The sequence below is a fragment of the Phytoactinopolyspora mesophila genome (assembly GCF_010122465.1).
Taxonomy (GTDB): domain Bacteria; phylum Actinomycetota; class Actinomycetes; order Jiangellales; family Jiangellaceae; genus Phytoactinopolyspora; species Phytoactinopolyspora mesophila.
The window spans coordinates 1,352,647-1,372,371 of the sequence record NZ_WLZY01000001.1 but is presented as its reverse complement, the minus strand read 5'-3'; the positions used below and the strand labels follow the sequence as shown (position 1 = coordinate 1,372,371).

The window sequence follows — 19,725 nt, the reverse complement described above, 5'->3', positions numbered from 1 at the left end:
GCGGGTTCGGCGGGCGGTCCGGGGAAACGGAGTGGCGGAAACGCTGCCACCGCGCCCCGGGCCGACCCAACACGTTGCACTTCGAGATCGAAGACGAAGACACCCTGCGGCGAGTGGGCATGAGCAAAGAACACCGCATCGATCCTCAGGTTCAAGTCGGGCTGTTGGTCGACCCTGTCGGGTTCCCGCTCGAGGTTCACCTGTTCAAGGGGAACACGGCAGAGACCACCACGCTGATCCCAGTGCTGAGCTCGTTCCAGCACCGTCATGGTGTCACCGACATGGTCGTGGTCGCGGATGCCGGCATGCTGTCCGCGGCGAACCTGAACGCGTTGGAAGATGCGGGGTTCTCCTTCATTGTCGGCTCCCGAATCACCAAAGCGCCCTACGACTTGGCCGAGCATTTCGACCGGCACGGGAACTACTTCACCGACGGGCAGATCCTCGAATCCAGCCGGGTAATGGGTACCCGCGGTGACGCCCGGCAGCGCCGCATCGTGTACCAGTGGTCATTCAAGCGGCAGAAACGTGATGACCGGTCGATTAACAAGATGGTCGAACGTGCCGAGAAGGTCGCCGACGGCACCCGGCCGTTGAAGAAGGACCGCTTCGTCAAGATCGACGGCGCCACCCGTGGGGTGGACTGGGACCTGGTGGAACGGGCCCGCCAGCTCGCCGGCCTGAAAGGCTATGTGACCAACCTGCCCATCGACACGATGACCGGCGCAGCTGTGATCAGCGCATACCACGACCTGTTCGAAGTCGAACGCTCATTCAGAATGACCAAAAGTGATCTTCGTGCCCGTCCAGTGTTTCACCACGACCACGACGCCATCCAAGCCCATCTGACCATCGAGTTCGCTGCGCTCGCGATCAGCCGCTACCTGCAGCACACGACCGGGAAGTCGATCCGGAAGATCATCCAGAGCCTCCGCCCGATCCGCACCGTCACCATCGAAATCAACGGCCAGCACCTCGACTTCGACGCCGACCTTACCCCTACCGCCGAGAAGATCCTCACCGCCCTCGAAAAAGGTCACTAACCCCAGTGGCACGAGTCAGGAAGTAGTTGGCTTATTGACATTCGGATTCGAGTATCCGCGTGGCAGCGGCCACGCCGTTCTCGTCACGTACAAGTCTCCCGAGATGCTTGGCGCGTCGATTCAATCTCCGACTTTCAACAGCCACGCGGATCGCGATCGCTAGCCGATCGGGCGTGAGGTGAATTTGAGGAAGCGGTTCTGGCGCAACGCCGGATGCGTGCATGCGCCGTGCCAGGAATGGCTGATCGATGTAGAATGGACATACAACTTGCGGGCGGCCCGACGCGAGAGCGGAGCCTGTGGTGCCGACTCCACCGTGATGCACGATGGCCGCCATCCTCGGGAAGAGCCAGTCGAAAGGCAAATTCTTCAAAGGCAACGTATCCTCGTCGGACTCTGGCTCGATCCCACCCCAGCCGGAGACAACTACGGCGCGAACCCCTGCGAGCCTAATCGCTTGTCGTATTATGCGCCCTTGACGGACCGGATCAATGCCGATCGAGCTACCGAAACCGACATACACCACAGGTTTGTCCGTTTCTAAAAACTTAGAGAGCGCCCGTGGAGGTGTAAACCTACGAGTAGCAGGAGAAAACCAAAATCCAGTGGTGTGAACCCATGACGGGTAGTTGAGTGGTGATGGCAGCATGTGAGTGCTAAAAGCCTGAAGTATCGTGGCGGGTCGCCCGTCAGGCTTACGCAGGACGTTACTCCTACCACCACGAAGGCGGCGTCGTGTCACCTTATCTAAGCCGGACGTGCCCCCGAAGTGAATTCGGAACCATATTCGTGTTGCTAGATATGAAATATGGTTGAGGGCGGCCGGCAAGTCGTAAGGAATCAGAGGGTTGGTGAAAGAATCAGTCGGCACCCACAGCGGTTGAACGCATGCAGCAACCGAGGGCACTCCGGTTCGTTCTGCTATCCTGTTTCCAGGAAATGCAGGATGATAGACGAGCATATCCGCGTAGGTGTCGCCAAGTTTTGCAATATCTTCGAGCACGGAAGGCATTGAATGTCTATATTTGCGGACCACCTGAATGAGCTGCCATTTTCCTAGCAATCCTCGATAGTTTCTCTCGAAAGCCTCGCGTATAACGCGCTCACGTGAAAGCAGCGGCCACGGATCGTAAAGAGAAATCGCATTCAAGCCCCGCTGTTCGATTGACTGACTTGACGTCGATGGCGCGGCAACTATTGGCTCGTGGCCGGCGAGACGCAGGGCTTCGGCCAGCGCCACAAAGGGCTCCACATCTCCGCGGGTACCGTGAGTCAGAAGCAGTACTTTCATTCGTTGGCGCCCCTTCGCGACGGAACTTCCCGCCGGATCGCTTAGCGTTGACCAAAACCTGAGAGGAGTTGGGGTTTGACTCGGAGCAGCAGATCCGACTTGAGAGGATTGGCCTTAGGTGTAAGGCGTCATTTGGCTATGTATAGCGTATCTCATGACCAAATTGCAGGGGTCGACTTAGGCTGGTCTGCCTCGAGCTTTCCGGACCGCTCCATTTGCGGACGGTTATGCTGCGACCTGCCGATTCAGGTATTCGTTGCGGACTTCTTGCGGAGTCTTGTAGTCGATCCCTGAATGGATTCATCTACAATTGAAGAACACCTCAATGTAATTGGCAATATCTTTCTGCGCCTTCGTCCGCGTCGGATACACGTGACGATAGACACGTTCGATCTTTAACATAGAATTGAAAGATCCAGCGAGCGCGTTGTCGTAACAAGTCCCGGCCCGGCCAAGTGAAGCCCGCATGCCCAGCTGTGTGAGCTTCTTACTGCAATTAGTAGAAGTATATTGCGCGGATTCAACCAGTCGTCCTGGCTGCCGCGGTCGCTATGAATAATAGTGTGCCCGAGAGCTGGGCGTTGGCGTTCGAGCGCCATCATCAGCGCATCGGTAACGAGACTGGTGCGCATGTGCGTATTCACCGACCAGCCGACTATTTTACGTGTGTATCCGTCAATGATCGCCGCTAAGTAGGCCCAGCCGCCCCATATGCGAATGTAGGTTATATCGGTGAACCAGAGCCGGTTCGGAGCGTCGGGCACGAAGTCGCGCTCGACGAGGTCGACCAGGCCGTGGCTGTGTTGGCCGCGTCCTGCGCCGTCGTGGCCTTGTACGGGCGAGGATGCACACAGGCTAGGCCGGCAGCATGGACCAGGCGCCGCATGCCCTTGTGTGAGTGCCGGCGGCCGAGCTTGGCCAACTCGACCACGAGCCGCCCGATACCCAAACGGCCCTGGTGGTCATCGTGGATCTTCTCGATGATCAACGTCAATTCGGCATCGGCGTATGTGCGTTCGGACTCGGTCCGTTTCAACCAGGCATAATAGCCCGAACGTGATACTTCAAGAGCCTTACACATCAACGACACAGGGATACGTTCTTTGCGTGGTTTGCGTTGCTCATGGTCATCCAATCACAGATGAAAGCGAACTTCACATGCTCTCTTTCGCGAACCACGCCGCGGCTTTTTTCAGGATCTCCCGTTCCAGTTTCAGGCGACGGACTTCTTCTTCAAGTTCCTTCAAGCGCGCTCGTTCACTAACATCCAGTGGCTTCTCCTCGAACTCGCCACGCTTCTTCGCCATCTTCACCCAATTCCGTAATGTCTCCGACCCGATACCCAGGCCGTTCGCCGTGTGAGCGATACTGCGGCCCGAGCTGATCACCAACTCTACAGCCTCGGCCTTGTACTCAGGCGTGAATTTCCCACGTGCTCCCACTTCTACTTCTCTCCTCATAGACCGTCGAACCAATTCGGTGACTGTCTACGGAGCCGGGAGCCCTCCACGGTGTGGGGCCAGTTCGTCGCGCTGCTCCCGGCCCGGGATGTGTCTCACCCAAGGGCGGACACCGGCTGCGGGTTCCTGACCGGGCGGTGTTCGACAAGCTGGTTCAGGTGCTGGTGTTCGGCTGCGCCTACCACCGGATCGCAGACGGCACGGTATCGGCCACGACGCTGCGCCGCCGGGACGAGTGGATCACCCTCGGTGTCATGCAGATGCTGGAGCAGCTGGCCCGCGACGCCTACGACCGGATCGTCGGGTTGCGGCTGTCAGACATCGCCGTGGACGGATGCATCACCAAGGAACCGTGTGGTGGCGAGTTGGCCGGCCGCAGCCCAGTCGACCGGGGCAAACGTGGCACGAAGCGGTCCATCCTCGTCGACGCTGCCGGCATTCCCGTCGGCGTGGTGCGGCACCGGCTAGCGCCCACGACTCGCCCCTGCTGGCGCCCACCTTGGACACGTTGACCGCCCTCGGACCGCTGCCAGAACACGTCACCGTGCATCTAGACCGCGGCTACGACTCGACCAAGACCCGCACCGAACTGGCCGCCCGGGGCATCCGCGCCGACATCGCCGAACGCGGCAAACCGGCCCCGGTCACCGCTGGCAAGCGGTGGGGCGTCGAGCGCGCCAACGCCTGGCACAACGCGTCAAGAAGCTTGCCTGGTGCACCGAACGACGAGCTCGGGTGATCGGCTTCTGGATCGCCCTGGCCAACGTCATCATCATCGTCCGACGACTCGTCCGCACCGCCTGGACCACCCACCGCTGGGACACCCGACCGCAGCGCCGCCCATGATCAATTGGCGGAAGCTCTAAAGAACGCCTCGGCTGCTGCGACTGTTGAAAAACGACCCCGGATCATGGAATGGCGCATGCCGAGCTGCCGAGGGAACCTTCGTATGTCTCGCCGGACTGCATTTATTGGACGGCCCGGTTCCCACGGGACGCACTCGTCGTACAACTCTCACGCAGACGCGTTCGTCGCACAGCTTTGTCGTGCCTGGAGCTGCGGAAATACACCCCTTTGCGCAAGGGCCTGTAGTTGTTCACGATCGATTATCGTAGCCGCACTACGGTAAGCAGTCGTTGAGCTTCGTGGGATGGGGCAGAGGGTGGCAGGATTTACAGGCGAACGAATGCAAGCGGCGGGCGCTGCTGGGGTTAACGATAGCCATCTGATTGATCAGCTACGTCGAGAATCGGCTTGGGCGCCGGCACTGTGCCGGTATAACTCGAACGGCTCGTACGGATGGCCGAGCGAGCTGGAACCACGCGGTGACGACCGCGGCGAGTTACGGCTGGGTTTCATTCGCTACCAGCGATGTGCGCTACGCGGTCGGAGGGATGTCGTATTCCATTTGGCCGAGTTGGTGGACATGCTCTACAGCTACCGGGCGCCCACCTCGTTTTCGGACACGTTGTTCGCAGACATCTTGAACGCGCTGGAAGCAGTTCGTGACGGGGAAGGATGAAACCCGATGCGGCGGGTGTGTGTATTCACTGGATCGAGAGCCGACTACGGTCCCTTGTTTACCGTGATCCAAGCGTTGCATGACGACCTAGAAGCCGATTTGCGGCTCTTGGTCGCCGGCGGGCACTTGGTTGAGCGGCAAGGCCTCACTGTGCGTCAGGTCGAAGAGGATGGGTTCCGAGTCGACGAACGTGTTGACATGGTTCTCTCTAATGACACACCCTCGGCGGTGGCCAAGTCGACGGGACTCGCTATGATCGGCTTTGCCGATGCACTTGCCCGTATTGCCCCAGACATCCTCGTCATCCTGGGTGACCGTTATGAGGCGCTTGCCGTCGCGTATGCCGCCCACATTTCATCGCTGCCGATCGCCCACATTGCTGGCGGGGACTTATCTTACGGATCCACCGACGACGCCACCCGACATGCCATCACAAAGCTGAGCCATCTCCACTTCACAGCCAATGATGCCTCTCGCCGCCGAGTGGTCCAGATGGGGGAGCGCCCCGAACGGGTACACGCCACGGGGCTGCCGAGCATCGACAGGGTAGTATCGATGCGTTTCCTTGACCGAACTGAGCTGGACCGCCGGCTCAACACCCGGTTGCGCGACCCAGTGTTTGTGGTCACGTATCACCCGGCTACCGCTGACAGGCAAGGTAGCCGCGCTGGCGTGCGGGGTTTGTTGGCGGCGCTGGATGGTTTCCCTGACGCAAGCGTTGTTTTCACCGGGACCAACGTCGACCAGGACGGTTCCACGGTCTCGGCGGCCATCCATGAATACGTGGAGGCGCACCGGCAAAGGTCGATAGCGACACCTTCACTGGGGCAGACCGTGTTTCTGAGTCTGGCCAAACTGGCGTCTCTCGTTGTCGGCAACTCGTCCGCCGGGTTGATCGAAGCCCCCGCCGTACACACACCGACGGTGAACATTGGCAGCCGGCAAGATGGTCGCCCGCGTGCCGCGTCCGTCGTCGACTGCGGTGAATCTGCAGCAGAAATCACCCAGGCGATCCGTCACGCGCTCACCGTGGAGCATCAGCAACAGTCCCATTTCGTCCAGTCACCGTTCGGTGACGGTCGGGCAGCGCCGCGAATCGTGTCCACGCTCAAGGCTGTCGATCTGGGTAGCTTGACGCCAAAGGAGTTCTTTAGCATCGAACAGTCCGAGGTCTAGGAAAGTTCCGTCGCGAGCTCGATTTTATTGTTCCGAAGACGGTAGCGCTGCTCTTGTGTCGGCTTGTAGCGTGCGACAAGGTCCTTCGAGGCTCAACCGGGCGTCGTCAGAGCAACGCCGAATGTCGGCGTTGCGATCCACGGGCCTATTCCTGCTTTGTAGTGGTCGGACGTCTAGCGTGCCTGTGCAGAGGGCTTCGATGCCTTGGACGGCGGCGGCGAGGCCTTGGACGGTGGTGATGCAGGGGATGTTGGCTTGGATGGCGGCGGTGCGGATTTCGTAGCCGTCGGCGCGTGGGTTGCCGGCGGTGGTGGCTCCTGTGGGGGTGTTGATGATGAGGTTGACGTCGCCGTTGAGGATTCGGCCGATGATGGTGGGGGTGCCGTCGGGTTCGTGGCCGGTCCAGCGTTTGCGGACGATTTCGGCGTTGACGCCGTTGCGGCGGAGCACGTCGGCGGTGCCGGCGGTGGCGATGATGGTGAATCCGAGGTCGGCGAGGCGTTTGACGGGGAAGATCATGTGTCGTTTGTCGCGGTTGGCCAGTGAGACGAACACGGTCCCCGAGGTGGGTAGTGGCCCGAACGCCGCGGTTTGGGATTTGGCGAATGCGGCGCCGAAGAGGTGGTCGATGCCCATGACCTCACCGGTGGAGCGCATTTCCGGTCCGAGCAGGGTGTCTACCGTTTTCCCGTCGGGGGTGCGGAACCGGTTGAATGGCATCACGGCCTCTTTGACCGCGACGGGCGCATCGGCCGGCCAGTCGACGCCGTCACCAGCGGCGGGGAGGATGCCCTCGGTGCGCAGCTGCGCCACGGTGGCACCGAGCATGATCCGGGCGGCTGCCTTCGCTAGCGGCACGGCGGTCGCTTTCGACACGAACGGCACCGTCCGCGAGGCCCGGGGGTTGGCCTCGAGCACGTACAGCACGTCGCCTGCGAGGGCATACTGCACGTTCAGCAGGCCGCGCACCCCGACGCCTTTCGCGATGGCTTCGGTGGAGGCGCGGATGCGCAGCAGCTCGTCGCGCCCGAGTGTCGTTGGGGGCAGCGCGCAGGCGGAGTCACCGGAGTGGATCCCGGCCTCTTCGATGTGTTCCATCACCCCGCCCAGGTAGAGTTCTTCGCCGTCGTAGAGGGCGTCCACGTCGATCTCAACTGCGTCGTCGAGGAACCGGTCAACCAGGACCGGGTGCTCCGGCGAGGCTTCGGTAGCCCGAGTGATGTAGTCCGACAGCGACGCTTCGTCGTACACGATCTCCATCCCGCGCCCGCCGAGCACGTACGACGGACGCACCAGCACCGGATACCCGACGTCGGCGGCGATCTTTTTGGCTTCCTCGTACGACGAAGCCATCCCGTGCTTCGGCGCCGGCAACCCCGCCTGAGCGAGAACCCGGCCGAACGCGCCACGCTCCTCGGCCAGATCAATAGCGGCCGGGGTGGTGCCCACGATCGGCACCCCAGCCGCCTCCAGCGCCTTCGCGAGCCCGAGCGGGGTCTGCCCGCCCAGCTGCACGATGACCCCGGCCACCGGCCCGGCCTGGGACTCGGCGTGCACGACCTCGAGGACGTCCTCGAGGGTGAGGGGTTCGAAGTAGAGCCGGTCGGAGGTGTCGTAATCAGTGGAGACGGTTTCGGGGTTGCAGTTCACCATCACGGTTTCGTAGCCGGCGTCATGCAGTGCGAGGGCGGCGTGCACGCAGGAGTAGTCGAACTCGATGCCCTGCCCGATCCGGTTCGGCCCGGACCCGAGGATGATCACCGCGGGCTTCTCCCGCGGCGCGACCTCGGTCTCCTCGTCGTACGACGAGTAGTGATACGGCGTCGTCGCGGCGAATTCGGCCGCACACGTGTCCACCGTCTTGAACACCGGCCGGATGCCGAGCGTCTCGCGCACCCCCCGGATGACATCAGCGCGGCTGCCCCGCATCCGCGCGATCTGCGCGTCGGAGAAACCATGACGCTTGGCCAGGCGCAGCAACTCCGGTGTGATGTGCTCCACCCGGGCGACCTCGTCAGCGACCTCGCACAACAACTGCAACTGGTCCAGGAACCACGGATCGATCCGCGTGGCCTCGAACAGCTGATCCACACTCGCCCCGGCCCGCAGGGCCAGGACCACGTCACGCAGCCGCCCGTCGTACGGCCGCGCCACCTGACGCAGCAGTTCACTCTTGCCCGCAGCCGGGGTGGTGAAGTCGAACTCCGTACCGGGCTTGTCGATCGAACGCATGGCCTTCTGCAGCGCCTCGGTGAAGTTCCGCCCGATCGCCATCGCCTCACCCACACTCTTCATATGGGTCGTCAGTGTGGTGTCGGCCGCGGGAAACTTCTCGAACGCGAACCGGGGCACCTTCACCACCACGTAATCCAACGTGGGCTCGAACGACGCCGGCGTCTCCCCAGTAATATCGTTCGGAATCTCGTCGAGGGTGTAGCCGAGGGCGACCTTCGCGGCGATCTTCGCGATCGGGAATCCCGTCGCCTTCGACGCCAGCGCGGACGAGCGTGACACCCGCGGGTTCATCTCAATAATCACAATCCGGCCATCCACAGGGTTGACCGCGAACTGGATATTGCACCCACCCGTGTCGACCCCCACCGCACGGATCACCTCGATCGCGAGGTCACGCATCACCTGATACTCGCGATCGGTCAGCGTCATCGCCGGCGCGACCGTCACCGAATCGCCGGTATGCACACCCATCGGATCGACATTCTCGATCGAGCAGACGATCACCACGTTGTCCGCCCGGTCACGCATCACCTCCAGCTCATACTCCTTCCACCCGAGGATCGACTCCTCCAGGAGCACCTCGGTGGTCGGAGACAACGCCAGACCGGAACCGGCAATCCTGTGCAGATCCTCCTCGTCGAACGCCATCCCCGAACCGGCGCCACCCATCGTGAACGACGGACGCACCACCACCGGGTAACCCAACTCCTCCACGGCTTTGAGGCACTCGTCCATCGAGTGACAGATCGCCGAGCGAGCCGTCTCACCCCCGATATCAGCAACAATGCGTTTGAACGACTCACGGTTCTCACCACGCTGGATCGCATCGATCGACGCCCCGATCAACTCCACACCGTGACGCTCGAGCACACCGGCCTCATGCAACGCCACCGCCGCGTTCAACGCCGTCTGCCCACCCAACGTCGCCAACAACGCATCCGGGCGCTCAACCTCGATCACCCGCTCCACAAACTCACGCGTGATCGGCTCCACATACGTCGCATCCGCGATATCCGGATCGGTCATAATCGTCGCCGGATTACTATTCACCAGCACCACCCGCAGACCCTCAGCCCGCAACACCCGGCACGCCTGCGTCCCCGAATAATCGAACTCACACGCCTGCCCAATCACAATCGGCCCAGAACCGATCACCAACACACTCGAAACATCACCACGCCGCGGCATCAGATGCCTGCTTGCCGCTATTCCACACTGTGAATACCGCCATTTCGTACCTGCCGGTCCTTTAATGCGCTGCACGGGCAACGCGCTCAAGAGTTGACCAGTCAATCCTTGAGCAAACACTGGCATCTGCATAGTGAGCCTGTTTCAGGCGGGACTTCTGCGATACCTTCGCAGCTAGCAGTCACGATCATGCAAGCTCATGTGCTGCCTGGGGAGACGGCATAACATGCCACCTTTGTATCGTCGACCCTGGCTAGGACAATAGAGAATTGCAAAAGGTAGGTGTCAATAGCGTCATATTGTCGAATGAACGTGACTTCTAAGGACGGCTAGAATGCTTGTGCTCGGAATAACCGGTGGTTACCACGAATATAAGGGTGTCCGCTATCCTCTCGGCCTGCATGACGGTGCGGCCTGTCTCGTGAGGGACGGGCACCTCATCGCCGCAGTGGAGGAGGAGAGGTTGAACCGCGTCAAGTACGGCTGGTCCTATCCGACTCATGCAGTCCGGGCCTGCCTTGAAGAGGAGAACGTGTCGCTAGATGACGTTGATGCTGTGGGTTTCTATTTTTCTGAAGAGTGGCTCGACGCCAATATCAACCAGCCACACAAGGCCGCAGGATGGGTGTTCCCACGCCAAGGGGATATCCTCTCGGCACGGAAGATTACGATGCAGTGGTTCGAAGAAGAGTTCGGCTGGAAGATTCCTGATGACAGGCTAATCTATGTGCCACACCATCTGTGCCACGCAATCGGTACATTTACTCGTTCGGGGATGGATGAAGCCCTAATCGTAGTCATGGACGGCCGAGGTGAGGAGCACTCGGGAACCATTTACCGTGGCACGCTGGACGGTCTCGAGGAGCTGTATAGCTACTCGATACACAACTCGCTCGGAAACTTCTACCTAGCAAGTACGGTCTTCTTAGGGTATGGGTTCGGTGATCAGTACAAGGTCATGGGGCTGGCGCCGCATGGTGACCCCGCCGTGTACGAAGACATCTTCGATTCTCTTTATGAGTTGAAGGACGGCGGGGAGTATGAGCTGTTCCACCGTACGCCCAATCAGGCATTTGATCCGAGGGATCTCGCTGCGAACCACGTGGCTCGAACCTGCATCGCGCACGGCTTGATTCCGCGGAAGAAGGGCGAGCCGTTCACACAGCAACACATGGACCTGGCCGCCGGAATGCAACGGACGATAGAGCGGATCGTGCTGCACGTTGTTTCCCACTGGGCACGTGAGACAGGGCTGTCCAAGCTGAGCTTCTCTGGCGGGGTCGCGCACAACAGCACCTTGAACGGTGTCTTGCTGCGCTCAGGGCTGTTCGACGAAGTATTCATCCATCCCGCTTCTCACGACGGTGGCGCAGCCGAGGGCGCTGCCCTTGGGGTTGCACATCAGCAGGGAGACAAGGTCCTTTCCCAACCACGGCTGATCACGGCAAGCCTGGGGCCGAGCTTGGGTCGCGAGGACGACGTCATCACGAAGCTCGAAGAATGGAGCGCTGTAGTCGACTACACCCGGCCGGACGACGTTGTCGCCACGACCGCAGGGCTGCTCGCCGATGGAGCAGTTGTTGGCTGGGCGACCGGGAGATCGGAGTTTGGTCCTCGCGCGCTCGGTAACCGCAGCATCCTGGCAGATCCTCGGCCTAAAGAGAACCAGACCCGGATCAACGCCATGGTGAAGAAGCGAGAGAGCTTCAGGCCGTTCGCGCCGGTAGTGACGCCAGAGGCTGCGGCGCTGTACTTCGACCTACCGGACACCAGAGCCAATTATGACTTCATGTCCTACGTCGTTCCCGTTTGTGAAGATCGACGAGACGAACTTGGGGCGGTGACGCACGTCGATGGGACGGCACGGATACAGGTCATCGATCCAGCCGCAAACGACACGTTCTATCGGCTCGTCCGTACGTTTGGTGAGCTGACTGGTACACCAGTACTGCTCAACACGTCGTTCAACAATAATGCTGAACCGATCGTGCAGACAGTGGAGGACTGTCTCCGATGTTTCTTGACAACCGAGCTGGACGTTCTGGTGATCGAGGGGTTCGTGGTACGGCGGCGCAGCTCTGATCCGCAACTTGAAGAACTCGTCCCTCGCCTCATGCCAGCTGTCAAACTGACCAAGAGCACGCGCATGCTTAGGTCGGGGGGCCGGGCCGTCACATATGAGATTGTGCTGGACCATTCGCCGGCTGTGCGGCGGGCCAACGTTTCGGCCGCAGTATTCTCACTCCTAGAGAGAGTTGACGGCTCGTCCACTGTTCGGGAACTCGCTGAGACCGTTGTTGGCTTGACTGATCAAGGCAAGAGGGAGCTGTACGAACTGTGGCAAGAGCGTTTTGTCGCGTTCACGCCGGAGTGAAGACCGTAGCTCGAAGTTCCAGTTGGGGCGAGCTAGCCGGGTGAGTGCCTGCTCCGGGGACTGGCACTCACCCTGTACATCAGCGAGGATTGCGGCGTGGTGCGTCCAGAGCGCTCGCAAACTCATCACGTTTGACGGTTTCCGCGAACAGCATTTCAGCGGCCGTCTCCATGTCTCCGAGGAACATGGCTCGCGTTGCCTGGCTGAGGTCGATCTCGGCGACCACCAATTCCTCCTGTTTCAGGCTTGATTGCGCGTGAACTGTGCCGTTGGGCGCGACAACCATTGATGCGCAGTTCTGGTGCGGCTCAAGGCTCGCATTGCAGCTGGCGAACCAGATGGTGTTCTCGGCGGCACGTGTGGTGATCAGAGCGTGGTGGACGGGAAGCTTCCAGTCGTTCGGCCGCGTGGTGTTGTTCTGCGGATGGAAGACGAGCTGAGCGCCCTGGCGAACGCACTCTTCAGTCGTCTCGGCGAAGCGGAAACCTTCGTAGCAGATCACTACGCCGACAGTTACTCCGAAGAGTTCGAACGTCTCGAAACTGCTTCCCGGTGAGTAGGCCACGGCATCGAGCGGCGTCAAACGAGTCTTGTGATGCGTGCCGAGGAGGTCACCACGCTCAGATATCGCCAGCGCCGAGTTGTAGGGCTTCCCTCCGGTTGGATCTGACGGAAGTGGGATCTCCGTGCCCAACACACATGCCATTCCGAGCTCGCCGCAACGTTGGGCGAGTCGACCATGCACGTCCTGGAGCTGTTGTACTGGCACAGGCGCATCAGCTGCGGTGATATCTACTCGGTAGCCGACAGTCTGTGTCTCAGGAAAGCACAGCACTTGAACGCCCGCTCGGGCGGCCTGCTCGACGAACCGGAAAATGGCGGCGGTGTTGGTCTCCATGTCGTCGGTCTGTCGCGTCTGCGCCAGACCGATCGTGAGCGATTCGGTGGATGCCATGTCCCTAACTCCTGTGCCCATCACGTCCGTACTGCGGCCACCACGTCGATCTCAAATTTGATCGTGTCCGGGAGGCAACTGGTGATGGTTGTTCTCGCCGGCAGCGGTGGGGCGAAGAAGTCGCGGTAGCGCTTGTTGAATTCGACAAGGTCGGCCGGATCCTGCACGTAGGCGCCAACCTTGACGACATCTCCGAGATCCAGCCCGTGTTCGCCGAGGATACGTCGGACATTGTCTATCGAGCGGTCCATCTCCTCTGAGAACGTGCCCGACACGATCGATCCGGCCTCGTCGACCGACGCCTGTCCGGACACGAAGATCAGCCCTCCGGCGAGTACTGCGGGGGAGAAGTTTGCCGTGTTGCCATCGGCTCGGGGGGCGCTGGTCATAGGGATCCCTTCATGTCCACGGAACTCGTTGGATTGCGTCGAGGCATGCCCAAAGCATGGCATCCCTTCGCACAAGGCCAATGAAGTATTCGTTTCATAACAATCACATAACGGTAACGTAGTTCGGTTGAGCGTAGCGGGGTGCGGTTTAGCGTCGCTACCGCCCGAGTGTGTCGGGGTGGGGTTCAGAAATCGGCCACTCTGTGAATGGCCAGCGCATGACCGATTCTACCTGTCTATTCCAGCGGCCTCCAATATCAGCGGACGGTCCAGCGCAGCATGACGCAGGCTGGCGCGGCAGCCCGTGGTTGGGTGCGGCCTGGCGTAGCGGCGTCGGCGAAGGTCGCCTCAACGCTGAGCCGCGACTTTTATGATGATCGGAAAGAAATTTAAAACGTATGTTCCGTTTTGCTGGACTTGCTCGACCGAGGAGGTTGCAGTGTCGAACGACGAACACGTGGACCCATTGCCACTGGGAAGTAGAGAATCTCGCCGCCCGATGGGAGTGGACAACATCCGCAAGGCATTGTTCCGTGCGCTGCAGTGGGACGTGTCGGTGCTGAGAGGCCGCGGATCTGCGGCCCTGAAAGCGCAGGTGAACTGGCATCACCTGCGAGGTACGGCGCAATCGCAAGGCTTAGTTGTCAGTTGTGTCGAGTTCAGTCGCGCGGCCAAACTGAAGTTCCAGGTGGTGAATGACGAATACGCTGTTCTGACCTCGCTGTCCGGCACGGCAGACCTATTTATCGGCGGCGAGTACGTATATCTTGAGCTGGGTCGCGCGGTCGTGATCACGCAGGCAGATCGCGTGTCCATGGAATTGGGGAAGAGGCTTCAGCTTTCGGTTCTTCGTGCAACTCGTGTGGCATTCGAGGAGATGCTTGCCGATCTGACCGGGGAACCAGTTCTTGAGCCGCTGCGGTTCGAGCGTGTGCTGAACCTTGGACAAGGGCATGCACAGAGCTGGTGGCGTATGTGGGAACTTCTCCACCGGGAACTTGACACGCCGGGAACCCTCATCAACATTCCGCGAAGGGAGCAACAATACGAAGCCGCTCTGCTGGAGATGCTGTTGTCGGTGCATGCGCATAACTACGACCGCCGCATGACGCAGCTAGATGATGGAGCAGGCCAGTATCTCGACACGGCATATGGCTGGCCACCCGACTACCCGCGATATCTGCGAAGAGCCCTGAACATCATCAGGGACCATCCGACATGGGATTACACGAGCAAGTCTCTCGCAGCTCACGCGGGGATAGGTGAGCGGATGTTGGAGAAGTCCTTCCGCGAGCATTTGGGCGCTTCTCCGATGGCGCATTTGAGGAATGTTCGCCTCGACCTTGCGCGCGAACGTCTACTTCAAGCGTCACATGACATCGTGAGCATCCGTAACCTTACAGCTCAGATGGGTTTCCACAATTACGGCAATTTCACCAAGAGATACCAAGAGCGTTTTGGTGAGCGCCCTTCCGAGACGTTGTGCCGAGCTCGGTCTTCGCGACGATGACGAAATGGAGGTTCCGTGTACCAGCAAACCCTGACAGCTAGCGAGCCTTTGGCACAGAACGCTCGGCCTCGAGTTGCCCTCGTTACGGGTGCCTCACGAGGGATTGGTGCCGCCACGGCTCGGCGGCTCGCTGCCGATGGTCTGACACTGGCGATCAATAGCTATCCCGATGAGCGGATGGTCGAGGCCGCAACTGGCGTTATGTCGGACATTCAGTCCAACGGGGCATGGCTGCGGTCTTCGAGGCGGATGTGAGCAACGCGGACCAAGTCGACGCCATGTTCGGGCACATTGAGGAGCAGCTGGGCTACGTCGATGCCCTTGTACTCAACGCGGCCACGATGGCGCGGCTGAGCTGGACCGAAATCACCGATTCGGAATGGGACCGCATGATGGCTGTTAACCTCAGGGGCGCGTTCCTGTGCTCCCGTCGTCTGGTCAGGTCACGCGACCACCCACCGCCTTCGAGCGTGGTCACTATCAGTAGCGTGTTCGCCAAAGTAGGCGCACCCGATTCGCTTCATTGTGCAACGACTAAGGCCGGCGTTATCGGGTTCACCCGGTCACTCGCTCGGGAGCTCGGCCCCCATGGTGTGCGGGTCAACTGCGTGATGCCCGGCGCCATCCGCACCGAGGCGGAAAAGGAGACGTTCGCCGACGAGGCTGAGGTCGAAAAGACTGTGCTAGAGCTGCAGATATTGCAGCGTCGAGGGACTGCAGAGGATGTCGCGGACGTTGTCAACTTCTTGGTCGGCCCTGGCAGCTCGTTCATGACTGGCCAAACGATCTGTGTAGATGGCGGATGGGTCATGCTTTAAGCCCGAGGTTACGCATTCGCACGCGACCCGCATTGGTGCAGCATCCTGAACCCGCCCCCTGACATGCCAAACCTGAGCCTGACACGGTTATGCCATGGCCCGTGCTTGGGCGAAGGTCACTGGAGGGGCGACTGTGAAGGGCATCATCCTTGCTGGCGGAAAGGGAACGCGCCTGTATCCAGCCACGCTGTGCGTCTCTAAGCAGCTCACTCTCGTCTACAACAAGCCAATGATCTACTACCCGTTGTCGGTGCTGATGCTCGCCGGCATCGCGGATATCCTCATCATCACGACACCCGAGGATCGGCCACAGTTCACACGGCTACTCGGTGACGGCTCGCACCTGGGCATCAACCTCACTTATGCCGAACAGTCGGAGCCTCGCGGCATCGGGGACGCCTTCATCATCGGAGCAGATCACGTGGGCCCAGACCCGGTAGCGCTGATCCTGGGTGACAACATCTTCCACGGCCCCGGTTTTTCTGGACTGCTGATGAGTGTGTCTGACAACGTCGAAGGCTGCGTGCTGTTCGGCTACCCGGTGGTGGACCCTCAGCGGTATGGGGTGGGGGAGGTGGATGACGACGGAAGGCTCGTCTCGATCCAAGAGAAGCCGCAGCGTCCCCGTTCGAACCGTGCCATCACCGGACTCTATCTTTACGACAACGACGTGCTTCGCGTCGCGAGCGAACTGGCGCCCTCCGCCCGCGGCGAATTGGAGATCACTGACGTCAATCGGTTGTACCTCGAGCAAGGAAGGGCGCGTCTGATCGACTTAGGACGAGGATTCGCTTGGCTCGACACAGGAACGCCCGAGTCGCTCCTTGAAGCAAGCCAGTACGTGCGGACGCTTGAAGAACGCCAAGGCGTACGGATCGCGTGTATCGAAGAGATCGCGTTGCGCAAGGGGCTGATCGATGCTGATCAGTGTTATCGCCTCGGCGAGCAACTCGCGAACACAGGGTACGGCGAGTACGTCATGGAGACAGCACGATCTGCTGGCGGCGCCGCCATACGTGGAGTGGCCTGATCAGACGATGACACCACGGCAGGTCCGCCAAGTAATGTCGGGCCTGCTACTGGCGATGTTCGCAGCAGCACTGTCCGGGACAATTGTGATCAATGCGCTGCCACGTATCGTCCATGAGCTTGGCGGGGAGCAGCGTCAGTACACCTGGGTCATAGCAGCGACACTGCTGGCGGCCACAGCGAGTGGCCCTATCTGGGGAAAATTGGCCGACCGGATGAGCAAGAAGCTCCTCGTGCAGCTGTCGCTATCGGTCTTCTTTGCCGGCACGATCTTGGCCGGTCTCTCGCCCACCACCGGGGCACTCATCGGATTCCGGGTAATCCAGGGTCTTGGGGCCGGTGGTCTTATCGCCTTGGCAAACATTGTGATCGCCACGGTGATAGGCGCTCGGAGTCGGGGTCGGTATTTGGGCTACCTCGCTGCAGTTGGTGCTAGCGCGACGGTTGCGGGCCCGCCGCTGGGCGGCCTCATCATCGACGTGCCATTCTTGGGTTGGCGATGGTGCTTCTGGGCGGGCGCGCCTCTCGCCATTGCTGCTCTTGTCCTGCTGCAGAAGACGCTACAGGTGCCGGTTACCACGGCGGAGACCAGGCTTGACTGGTATGGGGCCTTGCTGATTCCGGCCGGCATCAGCGTCCTACTCGTGTGGATCACCCTGGGCGGCGGCAGCTTTGACTGGCTTAGCTGGCCAAGCGCGGCCGTGCTCGGCGTGAGCGCGAGCGCGATCTTCCTGTCTGTGGTCGCTGAGCGACGTGCGGCTGACCCAGTGGTCCCACCGCACCTCTTCCGGGACCGGACGATAGTCCTGGTGGTAGTGGCAAGCGCGGCCCTTGAGGTGGGAATCGTTAGTGCATGGGCGTTTGTTGCACAGTACTTTCAGATCGCTCGCGGCTACGCTCCCTCACAGTCAGGTTTGATGATGCTGCCGATGATGGCGGCCATGGTGCTGACGACGCTGGTCTGTTCGCGGTTGGTCGCGAGAGCCGGCCGCTGGAAGAGGAATGTCGTGATGGGCGCAGCGCTCGCCGTCGTCGCACTGGGATTGCTGGGCACGATCGATCGGGCGACATCATTGTGGCTCATTGGTGTCTACGCCGCGGTTCTCGGTTTCGGGATCGGAGCTTCGGTTCCATACTTGATTATCGCTGCTCAGGACAGTTTGTCCCACCGTGACCTTGGAGCTGGGACGTCGATGGTGATGTTCTTCCGTTTGCTGGGAGCAGCCGCAGGCGTGTCGGTGTTGGGGGCCGTGTTCGCCAACCACGTGACCGGTTCCATGGCCGGCGGAGTAGCACAGGCATCGGTGGTTCAGGCTGCCTACGGTGACGCCACCGCCTCCACCTTCCGGGTGACCGCAGCGATCGTGTTGGTGGGATTCATCTGCGTCGTGTTCATCAAGGAGAAGCCTCTACGCACGACAGTGCATGGCCATCACTAGCCGCGCGGGGCTGCGGCGGTGTGCTGGGCGCCGTTGGTTGCGTTCGGCGCTGCTCCGCTGCGGATCATTTTCATCTCTTCGCCGAGAGCTTGGATCGCGGTGATGATTGCCGCCTCGCACGTCTGGTAGCTGTGGGCCACCTGCGTCAGTAACTCGACCTGCTGCCGCAGCTGGGCATTCTGGGCTTGGAGCGCCCGGACCGATTCATCCGTTTCGGACCACAGCGCTGGCTCTGTGTGGGCGACGCGCTGCGGCGTGACGGTCCAGCCGTTCGACACCTTGTGCGCACCGTGGCCGTCAAATGCCGGCGCAGGTGCGGCCGCGCCGTTCGGAAGGCTGGACAGAGTCACCAGATCGTCTTCTTTCAGGGTGAGAACCTGGTGCACAGCTTGGATCTCGTCTGGGACGGGGATCCGAGACGCACGGTCTCGTTGCGCGAGGCCCAACATATGTGCGATGCGCCTGGCGGTGCTGCTTTCGATGCGTTCGCGGCTGAGGGTGCGATGTCTCCTGGAGTCATCGGGATCATCGAGGTTGAGGTTGGGGGCGTACGTGCGCACGGTGCCCGGAAAAACGGCGTGATGCCGGCCGACCATCTCGTTGAACTCAGGTTCGGCGTCCTGTGACAGCAGGAACATTGAGCCGAGCCCGACGAGCTCCCACGAGGCTTCAGTGGCCCACTCCTGCAGTTCTTCCTCGGGTTTGGTGGCTTGGCTGGCGACGAGCACCGGGCCTCGCCTGGAGTCATCAGCCAGGTAATCCATCATGTCTGGCAGGTGGCCCGGCGTGATCCATTGTGGCTCCGCTGCGGCGGGCGTTTTGCCGTCGGAGCAGGGGAGAGTAGCGATCAGCGACCGGAGGAAGCCTGGCACCGACATGAATGTCGAGTGGCTCGACCAGCTGAACTGGGTGTTGGCTCCAACCTCGATCTCGGTCCAGATCCAGCCCGGCCGGTCGGGGGACTCGACGGCGGTGATCGACGTGCGCCGGATCTCAGAGGTGCTTCGCGCGAGGGGGTGATCGCGGCGCCACCGATAGGCTTCGCCACCCTCGACACCTTCGCGGAGGACGGTGATGATGTCGTTCTGGGAACGTACCGAGCGCCCAGGCGCGTCTGCCGGAACGTCGACCTCTTTGACGTCGGCCCATTGCTGCACGTGTTGGACGACGGTGTCGATGAGCGATTCACCCTCGTCAACGCTGAGGAACGATCGAAATCCGATGGACATGATCTCACGCACGTTTCGGTTGACGATATTTCTCTTTCATAATAGGGCCAGGTCGGTTTACGTCAAC

At 60.9% G+C, this 19,725-nt stretch carries 15 protein-coding genes and 2 pseudogenes; 9 read left to right on the top strand and 8 right to left on the bottom strand.

Annotated elements, in window-relative coordinates:
- Window positions 1-71: 71 nt before the first annotated feature.
- A pseudogene (locus tag F7O44_RS06230) lies at window positions 72-1,043 on the top strand (IS1634 family transposase); the annotation flags it as partial.
- Between the two features lie 31 nt (window positions 1,044-1,074).
- Here F7O44_RS06230 and F7O44_RS06225 read toward each other — a convergent pair.
- The 4 genes from F7O44_RS06225 to F7O44_RS06205 all read right to left on the bottom strand — a co-directional run bounded on the left by F7O44_RS06225 (window position 1,075) and on the right by F7O44_RS06205 (window position 3,776).
- Complete coding sequence (locus F7O44_RS06225) at window positions 1,075-2,334, bottom strand: glycosyltransferase (protein WP_162449212.1); 1,260 nt, start codon at window positions 2,332-2,334, stop codon at window positions 1,075-1,077.
- Between the two features lie 395 nt (window positions 2,335-2,729).
- Window positions 2,730-3,098 (bottom strand): DDE-type integrase/transposase/recombinase, encoded by a 369-nt coding sequence (locus F7O44_RS32280; RefSeq protein ID WP_162449210.1) that lies wholly within the window; start codon window positions 3,096-3,098, stop codon window positions 2,730-2,732.
- On the bottom strand, window positions 3,059-3,370 hold the full coding sequence (locus F7O44_RS06210) for an IS3 family transposase (RefSeq protein WP_162449209.1): 312 nt from the start codon (window positions 3,368-3,370) through the stop codon (window positions 3,059-3,061). The genes F7O44_RS32280 and F7O44_RS06210 overlap by 40 nt, the downstream gene beginning before the upstream one ends.
- A 118-nt stretch (window positions 3,371-3,488) precedes the next feature.
- Window positions 3,489-3,776 (bottom strand): transposase, encoded by a 288-nt coding sequence (locus F7O44_RS06205; protein WP_162449208.1) that lies wholly within the window; start codon window positions 3,774-3,776, stop codon window positions 3,489-3,491.
- A 69-nt stretch (window positions 3,777-3,845) separates the two neighbouring features.
- Here F7O44_RS06205 and F7O44_RS06200 point away from each other — a divergent pair.
- Window positions 3,846-4,640: pseudogene (locus F7O44_RS06200) on the top strand (IS5 family transposase).
- A gap of 682 nt (window positions 4,641-5,322) precedes the next feature.
- Window positions 5,323-6,492, top strand: coding sequence for a UDP-N-acetylglucosamine 2-epimerase (gene neuC, locus F7O44_RS06195; protein ID WP_162449207.1), 1,170 nt, complete (start codon window positions 5,323-5,325; stop codon window positions 6,490-6,492).
- A gap of 24 nt (window positions 6,493-6,516) precedes the next feature.
- On the opposite strand, the gene carB is transcribed toward neuC, so the two are convergent.
- Entirely contained in the window at window positions 6,517-9,915 is a 3,399-nt protein-coding gene (carB, locus tag F7O44_RS06190; RefSeq protein ID WP_162449206.1) for a carbamoyl-phosphate synthase large subunit, read from the bottom strand.
- A gap of 334 nt (window positions 9,916-10,249) precedes the next feature.
- On the opposite strand from carB, the gene F7O44_RS06185 reads away from it, so the two are divergent.
- Window positions 10,250-12,289 carry a carbamoyltransferase family protein gene (locus F7O44_RS06185; RefSeq protein ID WP_162449205.1) on the top strand — a complete coding sequence of 680 codons (2,040 nt, stop codon included), beginning with the start codon at window positions 10,250-10,252 and terminating at the stop codon, window positions 12,287-12,289.
- A 79-nt stretch (window positions 12,290-12,368) separates the two neighbouring features.
- On the opposite strand, the gene F7O44_RS06180 is transcribed toward F7O44_RS06185, so the two are convergent.
- Both F7O44_RS06180 and F7O44_RS06175 read right to left on the bottom strand, forming a co-directional pair.
- Window positions 12,369-13,244, bottom strand: coding sequence for a carbon-nitrogen hydrolase family protein (locus F7O44_RS06180; RefSeq protein WP_162449204.1), 876 nt, complete (start codon window positions 13,242-13,244; stop codon window positions 12,369-12,371).
- Between the two features lie 20 nt (window positions 13,245-13,264).
- Window positions 13,265-13,633: a RidA family protein gene (locus tag F7O44_RS06175; RefSeq protein ID WP_162449203.1), complete on the bottom strand. Its 369-nt coding sequence runs from the start codon at window positions 13,631-13,633 to the stop codon at window positions 13,265-13,267.
- A 439-nt stretch (window positions 13,634-14,072) separates the two neighbouring features.
- Between F7O44_RS06175 and F7O44_RS06170 the strand changes: the two genes are divergently transcribed.
- From F7O44_RS06170 to F7O44_RS06150, 5 genes are all read left to right on the top strand, one after another.
- Window positions 14,073-15,143 carry an AraC family transcriptional regulator gene (locus tag F7O44_RS06170; protein WP_162449202.1) on the top strand — a complete coding sequence of 357 codons (1,071 nt, stop codon included), beginning with the start codon at window positions 14,073-14,075 and terminating at the stop codon, window positions 15,141-15,143.
- Window positions 15,144-15,158: 15 nt separating this feature from the next.
- Complete coding sequence (locus tag F7O44_RS32275) at window positions 15,159-15,398, top strand: SDR family NAD(P)-dependent oxidoreductase (RefSeq protein WP_162449201.1); 240 nt, start codon at window positions 15,159-15,161, stop codon at window positions 15,396-15,398.
- Window positions 15,371-15,961 (top strand): SDR family NAD(P)-dependent oxidoreductase, encoded by a 591-nt coding sequence (locus F7O44_RS06160; protein WP_162449200.1) that lies wholly within the window; start codon window positions 15,371-15,373, stop codon window positions 15,959-15,961. Before F7O44_RS32275 ends, F7O44_RS06160 begins: the two co-directional genes overlap by 28 nt.
- A gap of 133 nt (window positions 15,962-16,094) precedes the next feature.
- Entirely contained in the window at window positions 16,095-16,991 is an 897-nt protein-coding gene (rfbA, locus tag F7O44_RS06155) for a glucose-1-phosphate thymidylyltransferase RfbA (RefSeq protein ID WP_162449392.1), read from the top strand.
- On the top strand, window positions 16,879-18,429 hold the full coding sequence (locus F7O44_RS06150; RefSeq protein WP_343073815.1) for an MFS transporter: 1,551 nt from the start codon (window positions 16,879-16,881) through the stop codon (window positions 18,427-18,429). The genes rfbA and F7O44_RS06150 overlap by 113 nt, the downstream gene beginning before the upstream one ends.
- Here F7O44_RS06150 and F7O44_RS06145 read toward each other — a convergent pair.
- On the bottom strand, window positions 18,426-19,658 hold the full coding sequence (locus F7O44_RS06145; RefSeq protein ID WP_162449198.1) for a hypothetical protein: 1,233 nt from the start codon (window positions 19,656-19,658) through the stop codon (window positions 18,426-18,428). The two genes, F7O44_RS06150 and F7O44_RS06145, sit on opposite strands and share 4 nt — an antisense overlap.
- Between the last annotated feature and the right edge of the window lie 67 nt (window positions 19,659-19,725).